Source organism: Escherichia sp. E10V10 (assembly GCF_004211985.1).
Classification (GTDB): Bacteria; Pseudomonadota; Gammaproteobacteria; order Enterobacterales; family Enterobacteriaceae; genus Escherichia.
In genome coordinates this window covers 93,275-105,032 of record NZ_RHJO01000019.1, presented here as the reverse complement: position 1 = coordinate 105,032, position 11,758 = coordinate 93,275, and the positions used below count along the sequence as shown (strand labels likewise).

The following is an 11,758-nucleotide window of genomic DNA, read 5'->3' as shown; positions in this document are numbered from 1 at the left end:
AGAGATTAAACAGGTAGTGACTATGGATATGGATTTAAACAATCGCCTGACTGAAGATGAAACGCTTGAGCAGGCCTACGATATTTTTCTCGAACTGGCCGCTGATAATCTCGATCCGGCTGATGTTCTGTTGTTCAATCTGCAGTTTGAAGAGCGCGGTGGTGCAGAGTTATTTGATCCGGCGGAAGACTGGCAGGAACATGTTGATTTCGACTTGAACCCGGACTTTTTTGCCGAAGTGGTGATTGGTCTGGCAGACAGTGAAGATGGCGAAATCAACGATATTTTCGCCCGTATTTTGTTATGCCGCGAAAAAGATCACAAACTTTGCCATATTATCTGGCGGGAATAAATAATCGCTTTTGGCGTGATAAAGGGCTGACAACTGTCAGCCCTTTTTGTTTTTAAAGCGGATCGACTTTCAGGCAAGAAACGGCATGTCTGAAACTCCCCTCCAGCACAGGTCGTGTTTTGGCACACTCCGGACCGGCAATCGGGCAACGAGTGCGGAACACACAACCAGAAGGCGGGTTGATGGGCGACGGTAATTCCCCTTCCAGTAACTGGATAGATTTATTCCTCTCCAGATCAGGGTCTGGAATGGGGACTGCCGACATCAATGCTTTGGTATAGGGATGCAACGGATTGTGGTAGACCTCATCATACGTCCCCAACTCTACCGCATGGCCGAGATACATCACCAACACGCGATCGGAAATGTGTTTTACCACGGCCAGATCGTGAGCGATAAAAATTAATGACAATCCCATCTCACGTTGCAACTGCTGGAGTAAATTCACCACCTGCGCCTGGATTGACACGTCCAGCGCCGACACCGGTTCGTCACAGATAATCAGCTTCGGTTCAAGAATAAGTGCACGCGCAATCCCGATGCGCTGACACTGACCGCCGGAAAACTCATGCGGATAACGGTTAATCAGGTTAGGTAGCAAGCCGACTTTCATCATCATCACCTTCACGCGCTCGCGAACTTCCTGGCGTGACATTTTCGGATGATAGGTACGCAGCGGTTCAGCGATGATCTCGCCGATGGTCATACGCGGGTTTAGCGATGCCAACGGGTCCTGGAAAATCATCTGAATATCACTGCGAACGGCACGCCATTCATCGGGCTTCATGCCCAGCAACTCTTTACCTAACCAGGCAACATGACCGTCGGTAGCTTTGACCAAACCGATGATGGCACGGGCAAAGGTGGACTTTCCACAACCTGATTCCCCTACGACGCCCAACGTTTCCCCTTCATATAACCTGAGCGTCACACCATCAACGGCCTTAAGGGTTTTCGGCGGTTGCCAGAACCACTGTTTGCCATCTTTGATCTCAAAGTGCACTTTCAAATCGGCAATTTCGAGGAGGACTTTTCTTCCTTCGGTTACAGCATTCATAACAGTTCCTCCACCGGTTTAAAGCAGGCACGCAGTCGGCCTGGCGTGAACTCTTCCAGCGGCGGCGCGCTACTGCAAATCTCCATCGCATACGGACAACGCGGCTGGAACGGGCAACCTTTCGGCAAACGTAGCAGGTTTGGCGGGTTACCCGGGATGGTCAACATAGTTTCACCTTCCGCATCAAGACGCGGCACCGCATTGAGTAAACCGATAGAATAAGGATGAACGGGTTCATAAAAGACATCGCGCGCGTTGCCATATTCCATCGTGCGCCCAGCGTACATCACCAGAACTTTGTCACAGATCCCCGCAACCACACCGAGATCGTGGGTGATCATGATAATGGCAGTATTAAATTCCCGCTTCAGTTCATTCAATAGCGTCATGATCTGCGCCTGTACTGTCACGTCCAGCGCAGTAGTCGGTTCATCGGCAATCAGCAATTTAGGTCGACACAGCAACGCCATCGCAATCATCACACGCTGACGCATGCCACCAGAAAACTCATGAGGGAACATCTTCATGCGCTTACGCGCTTCTGGCATTTTCACCGCATCGAGCATTCGTACCGATTCTTCAAACGCTTCGGCCTTGCCCATACCTTTATGCAGCATCAGCACTTCCATCAACTGCTCGCCGACGCGCATGTATGGATTTAACGAGGTCATCGGGTCCTGAAAAATCATCGAGATTTGTTCAGCGCGCAGTTTATTAAGTTCACGTTCTGGCAGATTGAGGATTTCGCGCCCATTAAAGGTTGCCGATCCACCAATGCGTCCGTTAGCCGCCAGCAGCCCCATTAAAGCAAACGCGGTTTGCGACTTACCGGAGCCAGATTCACCAACGATACCCAGCGTTTCCCCGGCACGCAGGGAAAAATTTAAATCATTGACCGCCGTGACGTCACCGTCCGGGGTACTAAATGTCACTCGCAAATCTTTCACGTTCAGCAGTGCGTCAGCCTGTTGCTGTGCGAGCGGCACGGTTGCAGTTTCAATTACGCTCATGGCTGCACTCCTTAACGATCTTTCGGGTCGAGGGCATCACGCAAGCCATCGCCGATAAAGTTGAAACAAAACAGTGTCACCACAAGGAAACCTGCCGGAAATAGCAGCAACCACGGAGAGACTTCCATCGAGTTCGCACCATCACTGAGCAATGCGCCCCAACTACTTAATGGCTCTTGCGTACCCAGTCCCAGGAAGCTAAGAAAAGACTCAAAGAGGATCATGCTGGGTACCAGCAGAGAGGCATAGACCACCACCACACCAAGCACGTTCGGCACAATGTGGCGAATCACAATGCCGGGCGTAGATACACCGCCAACTTGTGCCGCCTCAATAAACTCTTTGCGCTTCAGACTAAGGGTTTGACCACGCACGATACGTGCCATGTCCAGCCAGGAAACCATCCCAATCGCTACGAAAATCAGCAGGATGTTTTGACCGAAAAAGGTCACCAGCAAAATGACGAAGAACATGAACGGAAAGGAGTTGAGGATTTCCAGCAGGCGCATCATTACGGAATCCACCTTGCCACCAAGATAACCGGAAAGTGAACCGTAAAGCGTTCCTACGACTACTGCCACCAACGCTGCAGCAACACCAACCATTAATGAGATGCGCCCACCAATGGCAACGCGCACCAGCAGATCGCGACCGGAAGAGTCGGTACCAAAGTAGTGACCAGATTCCATATCAGGGGCGCTGGACATCATCGCCCAGTCGGTGTCGTCATAGGCAAATTGCGAGAGCATCGGCGCCAGGATAACAAACAGTGCAATAAGCACCAGTACAATCAGACTGGCCACTGCTGCACGGTTATGCATAAAACGTCGACGTGCGTCCTGCCATAAACTGCGGCCTTCGACCTCCAGCTTTTCACTGAAATTCTCCAGCGTCTCGCTGTTTTTCTTACTTAACATCATCGCGAGCTCCAGTATCAGTAACGGATTTTCGGGTCGATAACCGCATATAGCACATCGACAATGGCATTGAACAAAATGGTTAAAGCACCAACCAGAATGGTCAGGCTTAACACCAATGAATAGTCACGGTTCAAGGCACCATTAACAAACAATTGTCCGATGCCCGGCAAACCGTAAATGGTTTCGATAACCATAGAACCGGTGATAATGCCAACAAATGCGGGTCCCATATAAGAAAGCACCGGTAGCAACGCGGGCTTTAATGCGTGGCGGAAAATAATGCGCCGCATGGGCAGACCTTTCGCGCGTGCGGTACGAATGAAGTTGGAGTGTAAAACTTCAATCATCGATCCACGGGTGATACGCGCAATACTGGCGATATAAGCCAGTGATAAGGCAACCATCGGCAGGATCATAAATTTCAGCGCCCCACCATTCCAGCCACCGCCCGGTAGCCAATGCAAAATGATCGCGAATATCATGACTAATAATGGCGCAACGACAAAGCTTGGTATAACCACTCCCGTCATAGCCAATCCCATGACGGTATAGTCCCATTTGGTGTTTTGTTTTAATGCGGCAATAACGCCAGCACTAACGCCCAGTACCACTGCGAGGAAAAATGCAGCAGCTCCCAGTTTTGCTGAAACGGGAAAACTGGATGCGACCAGGTCATTGACCGAATAATCTTTATATTTAAATGAAGGGCCGAAATCGCCATGAGCCAGTTGTTTCAGATAGCTGAAATACTGCGTCATGATGGGATCGTTAAGATGATATTTCGCTTCAATATTGGCCATTACTTCTGGCGGTAACGTACGTTCGCCGGTAAAGGGACTTCCCGGCGCGAGGCGCATCATAAAGAACGAAATAGTAATAAGAATAAATAGCGTCGGAATCGCTTCCAGACAGCGACGTAGAATAAATTTTAACATTGCCGTACCTTCTGGCCTGTGCCTTCTGTAATGCGATAAAAAGCAGACACCGTGGAGCAGGATACACCTGCCCCACGCATTGCCATTAGTGCTTCACAATGTACATATTTCGGGTGTAGGTATTATCCAACGGATCTTTACCGGTATAACCCCCAACCCACGGTTTTACCAGACGCGCGTTCACGTAGTAATAAACCGGAACAATGGCCGAATCTTTATCCAACTGTTGCTCTGCTTTCGTGTACAGCGCCGTGCGCTGTGCCTCGTCTGTAGCTTTCAGGGTTTCCGCCATAATGCTGTCAAAGGCCGGACTCTTATAATGAGCGGTGTTCATCGAACTGTTCGACAACATGGTGTTCAGGAAGGAAGTCGGTTCATTATAGTCTGCACACCAGCCTGCACGGGCCACATCAAAAGTACCCTGGTGGCGGGTATCGAGGAATGTTTTCCATTCCTGGTTAACCAGTTTAACGTTCACGCCGATATTTTTCTTCCACAGTGAAGAGGCGGCAATCGCCAGCTTTTTATGCAGATCGGACGTGTTATATAACAGATTAATCGTTAGCGGTTTGTCTGCGGTATAGCCCGCTTCTGCCAGCAGTTTTTTCGCTTCTTCGTTACGTTTTTCCTGGCTCCAGCCAAACCATTCTGGTTGCGTCAGTTTTGCGCCATCGGTATATGGCGGTGTGTAACCATAGGCCGGCATATCGCCCTGCGCTTTGACTTTATTAACAATGATATCGCGATCCATACCCAGTTTCAGTGCGGTACGCACACGCACATCATTGAATGGCGGTTTCTGGTTGTTAATCTCGTAATAGTAAGTGCACAGGTATGGATCAACGTGAACTTCGTTCGGGATTTCTTTTTTCAGTTTCTGGAACAGTTCGATCGGCATGTTGTTATAAGTCATATCGATTTCGCCACTACGATAGCGGTTAACATCAGTGACTTCAGAAGCGATCGGTAAATAGGTCACCTGGTTAATTACCGTTTTAGCGTTATTCCAGTAGGTCGGGCTGCGCTCAAGAACGATACGTTCGTTAACAACCCAATCTTTTAATGTATAGGCGCCGTTAGTAACGATATTGCCTGGCTGGGTCCATTTTTCGCCAAATTTCTCAATAGCGGCTTTTGGCACCGGGGAAGTAGATGGGTGAACCAGTAACTTATAGAAGTACGGAACAGGTTCACTTAAGGTGACTTCTAATGTGTGGTCATCGAGGGCTTTAACACCGAGATCGGTAATTGGTTTCTTCCCCTCCAGTATTTCATCAATACCCGCAATATGCCCGTATTGTAAGTAGCTTGCGTAGGGGGAAGCGGTGTTCGGATCAACAGAACGTTGCCAGCTATACACAAAGTCTTGTGCCGTGACTGGCGTGCCGTCAGACCATTTCGCATCTTTACGCAGGTGGAACGTCCAGACTTTAGCATCTTTGTTATCCCAGGATTCAGCCACGCCAGGGGCCGGATGACCATCAAGATCGCTAACCAGCAAACCTTCAAACAGGTCACGGCTGATATTAGACTCAGGAACCCCTTCAATTTTGTGCGGATCTAATGACTGAACTTCAGAACCATTGTTGCGTACCAGCGTTTGTTTTTCCGCTAGTGTGACTCCTGCGGGTACATCAGCTGCCAGTGCGATATTCCCTGCCATAAGCGCAGCCAGAACGCCTGCTGCCACTAAACTTCTCTTGGTGATGTTGGTCATTGTGTTTTGGACTCCCTCATTATAATTACTGGTTTTTACCAGCATGTGTAATCCCGGATTAGGATACCTGTACAGCTCGGAGACTTTTTGCTGCCAGGTTGCTTTATCGTTACTAATTGCTATCACCGATTTTATTTATTCTGGTGATTCAGATGACCACCTTATGTCGATTCTTACTGTGTCTCCCCTGTCGAGACACATTATTTTTTGCCGCGTCTTTTAATCGCAAATCATTCTCATTGCCAATAAAAATCGCCAAACGGTTGGCCGAAAAGTATCAAATGCCCTTCTTGCCCGCCAATACATTTTGCAAAATTGTTACGCAATTCTCTTTTACTAACCATACCAGTACGTATACCCCTCGTTATCCCATCAATAAAATAATTTAAAAACAAAGGGATAGAACTACAGAAAGCAATACTGACTTTTCCGGTTATAGTCCAGACAGAAAATTCGCACAATAATTTAACAATTGAATGCTATTTAGCACTTTTCTCTGCCAAAGGCAGTAGAATTACTAATATCATTTCAATTATTCTTCAGCAAGGCCCAGGATTATGATGTGATGAAAATAACATGATGATGCGGATCGCCAGATAAGGATAGTCTTATAACCATCTGTAAAATGGGAAAAAAATTATCTATTTCTTTTGTTAACTGCGTTGGGTTGCGGTAAAAATAATGATGAAAGAAACGGAGCATCATGACTCCGTTTCATATGAAAGGAATTAATTGAGCAGACCAGGGAAAATCCCTTTGATACCATTGACGATAAATTCAATCCCTAATGCCATTAGCAATAACCCCATAATCCGGGTAATGACGTTGATGCCAGTCTGACGCAGAACCCTCACCAGCCAGGGTGCCATGCGGAATAACCCCCAGCAACATAAAGCGAACAACGCGATTGCTACAAAAAAACCGAACAGATAACCAATGCTGTGATAACGCGTTCCCCATACGATGGTTGAACTGATTGCCCCTGGTCCTGCCATCAGAGGTAATGCGAGCGGTACAACGCCAATGCTTTCACGAATTGCGGTTTCTGATTTTTCTTGTTTGTTCTGTTTATCCTCACCAAGCTTACCGCTGATCATCGACATTGCAATTGTCACGACCAGTATGCCGCCTGCGATGCGGAACGAATCAATAGATATTCCAAAAAGTTGCAGAATCGTGTCGCCGAGAAACAGTGCGATCCACAAAATAATGGCTACAGACAAGTTGGCGGTCAGATTTGTTTTGTTTCTCGCTGCCGCAGTCTGATAGCTGGTCATACTGATGAACACGGGGATGATCCCTACCGGGTTAACCAGCGCAAATAACCCGATGAAAAACTTAAAATAAACGGGAAAATCAAAAAGTGTCTGAATCACGGTTAGCTCCGAAGCAAAAGCCGGATAATGTTATCTTTAAACAAGGGTAAAAATACGTGCTGACAATACGCCTTTTGTCAGCATTTTTCACCTCCTAACTATCTAAAATTACTATCATTCATTATTGTTATCTAGTCGTACAAAACATGCTAAGGTAGCCAACAATTAATACTACAATTTATTAACTATTAGCTATTATGGCTAAAAGCGGAGCTGAAAGGTGTCAGCTTCGCGAAATTTTGATCTGGATCACTTAATCGGTACCCAGAAGTGAGTAATCTTGCTTACGCCACCTGGAAGTGACGCATTAGAGATTAATGACTCTAATGTTTAAACTCTTTTAGTAAATCACAGTGAGTGTGAGCACGAGTAAGATTTTGATTTTCAAAGGTTAAGCAAATCATCATCGCACTGACTATACTCTCGTATTCGAGCAGATGATTTACTAAAAAAGTTTAACATTATCAGGAGAGCATTATGGCTGTTACTAATGTCGCTGAACTTAACGCACTCGTAGAGCGTGTAAAAAAAGCCCAGCGTGAATATGCCAGTTTCACTCAAGAGCAAGTAGACAAAATCTTCCGCGCCGCCGCTCTGGCTGCCGCAGATGCTCGAATCCCACTCGCAAAAATGGCCGTTGCCGAATCCGGCATGGGTATCGTTGAAGATAAAGTGATCAAAAACCACTTTGCTTCTGAATATATCTATAACGCCTACAAAGATGAAAAGACCTGCGGTGTTCTGTCTGAAGACGACACTTTCGGTACCATCACTATCGCTGAACCAATCGGTATTATCTGCGGTATCGTTCCAACAACTAACCCGACTTCAACCGCTATCTTCAAATCTCTGATTAGCCTGAAGACCCGTAACGCCATCATTTTCTCACCACACCCGCGTGCTAAAGATGCAACCAACAAAGCTGCTGATATCGTTCTGCAGGCTGCTATTGCTGCTGGTGCACCAAAAGATCTGATTGGCTGGATCGATCAACCGTCTGTTGAACTCTCCAACGCACTGATGCACCACCCTGACATTAACCTGATCCTTGCGACCGGTGGTCCAGGCATGGTTAAAGCAGCATACAGCTCCGGTAAACCGGCGATCGGCGTAGGCGCAGGCAACACCCCAGTTGTTATTGATGAAACTGCTGATATCAAACGTGCAGTTGCATCCGTACTGATGTCCAAAACCTTCGACAACGGTGTAATCTGTGCTTCTGAACAGTCTGTTGTTGTTGTTGATTCTGTTTATGATGCTGTACGTGAGCGTTTTGCCACCCACGGCGGCTACATGCTGCAGGGCAAAGAGCTGAAAGCTGTTCAGGACGTTATCCTGAAAAATGGCGCGCTGAACGCAGCTATCGTTGGTCAGCCAGCTTATAAAATTGCTGAACTGGCAGGCTTCTCTGTACCAGAAAACACTAAGATTCTGATCGGTGAAGTGACTGTTGTTGATGAAAGCGAACCATTCGCTCATGAAAAACTGTCCCCGACTCTGGCAATGTACCGTGCGAAAGATTTTGAAGACGCGGTAGAGAAAGCAGAGAAACTGGTTGCTATGGGCGGTATCGGTCACACATCTTGCCTGTACACCGACCAGGATAACCAGCCGGCACGCGTTTCTTACTTCGGTCAGAAAATGAAAACTGCCCGTATCCTGATCAATACCCCGGCTTCTCAGGGCGGTATCGGTGACCTGTACAACTTCAAACTCGCGCCTTCCCTGACTCTGGGTTGTGGTTCCTGGGGTGGTAACTCCATCTCTGAAAACGTTGGTCCGAAACACCTGATCAACAAGAAAACCGTTGCTAAGCGAGCTGAAAACATGTTGTGGCACAAACTTCCGAAATCTATCTACTTCCGCCGTGGCTCTCTGCCAATCGCGCTGGATGAAGTGATTACTGATGGCCACAAACGTGCGCTCATCGTGACTGACCGCTTCCTGTTCAACAACGGCTATGCTGACCAGATCACTTCTGTACTGAAAGCAGCTGGCGTAGAAACTGAAGTGTTCTTCGAAGTTGAAGCTGACCCGACTCTGAGCATTGTTCGTAAAGGTGCAGAACTGGCGAACTCCTTCAAACCAGACGTGATTATCGCGCTGGGTGGTGGTTCCCCGATGGATGCTGCGAAAATCATGTGGGTTATGTACGAACATCCAGAAACTCATTTCGAAGAACTGGCGCTGCGCTTTATGGACATCCGTAAACGTATCTACAAGTTCCCGAAAATGGGCGTGAAAGCGAAAATGATCGCAGTCACCACAACTTCCGGTACCGGTTCTGAAGTTACACCGTTCGCGGTTGTAACCGATGACGCAACTGGCCAAAAATATCCGCTGGCAGACTATGCTCTGACCCCGGATATGGCGATTGTTGACGCCAACCTGGTTATGGATATGCCGAAGTCCCTGTGTGCTTTCGGTGGTCTGGACGCAGTAACTCACGCCATGGAAGCATATGTTTCTGTACTGGCTTCTGAGTTCTCTGATGGTCAGGCTCTGCAGGCGCTGAAACTGCTGAAAGAATATCTGCCAGCGTCCTACCACGAAGGGTCTAAAAACCCGGTAGCGCGTGAACGTGTTCACAGTGCGGCAACTATCGCAGGTATCGCGTTTGCTAACGCCTTCCTGGGTGTATGTCACTCAATGGCACATAAACTGGGCTCTCAGTTCCACATTCCGCATGGTCTGGCAAACGCCCTGCTGATTTGTAACGTTATCCGCTACAACGCGAATGACAACCCGACCAAGCAGACTGCATTCAGCCAGTACGACCGTCCGCAAGCACGTCGTCGTTATGCTGAAATTGCAGACCATCTGGGTCTGAGCGCTCCGGGCGACCGTACTGCTGCTAAGATCGAGAAACTGCTGGCATGGCTGGAAACGCTGAAAGCTGAACTGGGTATTCCTAAATCTATCCGTGAAGCTGGCGTTCAGGAAGCAGACTTCCTGGCAAACGTTGATAAACTGTCTGAAGATGCATTCGATGACCAGTGCACCGGCGCTAACCCGCGTTATCCGCTGATCTCCGAGCTGAAACAGATCCTGCTGGACACCTACTACGGTCGTGATTACGTAGAAGGCGCAACCGTTGCTAAAGAAGCAGCTCCGGCTAAAGCAGAGAAAAAAGCGAAAAAATCCGCTTAATCGGTAGCTCTGTATAACATCATAAACGGTCCCATTCGGGGCCGTTTTTTTGTTTCAGACAAAGAACGGCTATGTAAACTCAAATAATCCAGCTGTATTAATTCATCATGTTTGCATTGTCGGAAAACGAGCACAAAGCGAGATTGTCGACAAATAACTCTACCTCGTAGGTAATGAGGCATCGACGCACTAAAATCGTTCTGTGGTACGTTGAGTGATGATTAAGAATAGAGAAAGAATGATGACTCGGAAGAAGTTAGTAAAACGGACTGACAGGAGAAAAGCGCCCTATTCACCCTGTCAGTAAAGAAAAATTTATTAGTCGTGCCGATGATTGTCCTGAATCGCCGTCAAAGAGCCGATCTCTAACGCTTCTTTATAGTGTTTACGGCAAACCGAGACGTAACGCTCATTACCACCAATAACCACCTGTTCACCTTCGTTATAAGGTCTACCCGCCAGATCAAGACGTAGCACCATGCTTGCTTTGCGGCCACAAAAACAAATAGTTTTTAATTCGACCAGTTTGTCTGACCATGCCAGTAAGTATTGGCTACCAACAAACAATTCACCGCGAAAATCGGTACGCAAACCATAACAAAGTACGGGTATATCGAGTTGATCGACAACCTCCGATAATTCATATACTTGTTGTCTGGTTAAAAACTGGCATTCATCAACAAGTACGCAATGAATTGTCTGCTGTTCGTGTTCCGTACGAATCTCATCAAATAATGATGAATTTTGGTTAAATAATTTTGCAGGTGATGACAAACCTATACGCGAGCTGACTTTCCCTGCCCCGAAACGATCATCAATTTCCGCCGTATATACGACAGTGCGCATACCGCGTTCCTGGTAATTGTATGAAGATTGCAACAATGCCGTAGACTTACCCGCATTCATTGCGGAATAGTAGAAATATAGCTGCGCCATCAGCCACAGGCCCTCAATGATATGAAATAAAGTTGGCAGGAGTTTATCATAATTCGTCAGTTTTACAGCGTAACAGTGCGCACAGAAGTAGTATATTCGTCATCCATTACGAATGGCTGGCATAATCCTTCAGAGCTATCTTTACCACGGCCTTGCTTGTTATAAACGCGTAAATGACTCTTGGTAACTATTCACAATCTTTAACCTGTTGCGCACGTAATAACCCCTGTTGGCCTCCAGGAAAGAGCAATACGAAGTCCTTGCACTTATTGCGACTGTTCTACTTTTCATCATTCGCTTAATAG

Annotated in this window: 9 protein-coding genes; 2 read left to right on the top strand and 7 right to left on the bottom strand. The window is 47.4% G+C overall.

Features of this window, described 5'->3' with window-relative positions:
• Positions 1-22 precede the first annotated feature (22 nt).
• Positions 23-352, top strand: coding sequence for an HI1450 family dsDNA-mimic protein (locus D9736_RS18615; RefSeq protein WP_000366958.1), 330 nt, complete (start codon positions 23-25; stop codon positions 350-352).
• Positions 353-404: 52 nt separating this feature from the next.
• Here D9736_RS18615 and oppF read toward each other — a convergent pair whose 3' ends face one another.
• From oppF to ychE, 6 genes are all read right to left on the bottom strand, one after another.
• A complete protein-coding gene (gene oppF, locus D9736_RS18610) occupies positions 405-1,409 on the bottom strand; it encodes a murein tripeptide/oligopeptide ABC transporter ATP-binding protein OppF (protein WP_130216026.1) in 1,005 nt (334 codons plus the stop codon).
• On the bottom strand, positions 1,406-2,419 hold the full coding sequence (gene oppD / locus D9736_RS18605) for a murein tripeptide/oligopeptide ABC transporter ATP-binding protein OppD (protein WP_130208888.1): 1,014 nt from the start codon (positions 2,417-2,419) through the stop codon (positions 1,406-1,408). The genes oppF and oppD overlap by 4 nt, the downstream gene beginning before the upstream one ends.
• A gap of 11 nt (positions 2,420-2,430) precedes the next feature.
• Positions 2,431-3,339, bottom strand: coding sequence for an oligopeptide ABC transporter permease OppC (oppC, locus tag D9736_RS18600; protein WP_000979659.1), 909 nt, complete (start codon positions 3,337-3,339; stop codon positions 2,431-2,433).
• 14 nt (positions 3,340-3,353) lie between these two features.
• Entirely contained in the window at positions 3,354-4,274 is a 921-nt protein-coding gene (oppB, locus tag D9736_RS18595; protein ID WP_001516507.1) for an oligopeptide ABC transporter permease OppB, read from the bottom strand.
• A gap of 85 nt (positions 4,275-4,359) precedes the next feature.
• Complete coding sequence (gene oppA, locus D9736_RS18590; RefSeq protein ID WP_130216024.1) at positions 4,360-5,991, bottom strand: oligopeptide ABC transporter substrate-binding protein OppA; 1,632 nt, start codon at positions 5,989-5,991, stop codon at positions 4,360-4,362.
• Positions 5,992-6,719: 728 nt separating this feature from the next.
• Entirely contained in the window at positions 6,720-7,367 is a 648-nt protein-coding gene (gene ychE / locus D9736_RS18585) for an NAAT family transporter YchE (RefSeq protein ID WP_000616766.1), read from the bottom strand.
• A 477-nt stretch (positions 7,368-7,844) separates the two neighbouring features.
• On the opposite strand from ychE, the gene adhE reads away from it, so the two are divergent.
• Entirely contained in the window at positions 7,845-10,517 is a 2,673-nt protein-coding gene (gene adhE, locus D9736_RS18580; RefSeq protein ID WP_130216022.1) for a bifunctional acetaldehyde-CoA/alcohol dehydrogenase, read from the top strand.
• A gap of 318 nt (positions 10,518-10,835) precedes the next feature.
• Here the strand turns inward: adhE and tdk are convergent, their stop codons facing one another.
• On the bottom strand, positions 10,836-11,453 hold the full coding sequence (gene tdk, locus D9736_RS18575) for a thymidine kinase (protein ID WP_130258916.1): 618 nt from the start codon (positions 11,451-11,453) through the stop codon (positions 10,836-10,838).
• Positions 11,454-11,758 lie beyond the last annotated feature (305 nt).

What these genes read in the sequence shown, in the direction of transcription:
- oppD (WP_130208888.1), bottom strand. Translation starts at nt 2,419, where the DNA reads ATGAGCGTAATTGAAACTGCAACCGTGCCGCTCGCACAGCAACAGGCT.
- adhE (WP_130216022.1), top strand. Translation starts at nt 7,845, where the DNA reads ATGGCTGTTACTAATGTCGCTGAACTTAACGCACTCGTAGAGCGTGTA.
- oppB (WP_001516507.1), bottom strand. Translation starts at nt 4,274, where the DNA reads ATGTTAAAATTTATTCTACGTCGCTGTCTGGAAGCGATTCCGACGCTA.
- tdk (WP_130258916.1), bottom strand. Translation starts at nt 11,453, where the DNA reads ATGGCGCAGCTATATTTCTACTATTCCGCAATGAATGCGGGTAAGTCT.
- oppA (WP_130216024.1), bottom strand. Translation starts at nt 5,991, where the DNA reads ATGACCAACATCACCAAGAGAAGTTTAGTGGCAGCAGGCGTTCTGGCT.
- oppC (WP_000979659.1), bottom strand. Translation starts at nt 3,339, where the DNA reads ATGATGTTAAGTAAGAAAAACAGCGAGACGCTGGAGAATTTCAGTGAA.
- oppF (WP_130216026.1), bottom strand. Translation starts at nt 1,409, where the DNA reads ATGAATGCTGTAACCGAAGGAAGAAAAGTCCTCCTCGAAATTGCCGAT.
- D9736_RS18615 (WP_000366958.1), top strand. Translation starts at nt 23, where the DNA reads ATGGATATGGATTTAAACAATCGCCTGACTGAAGATGAAACGCTTGAG.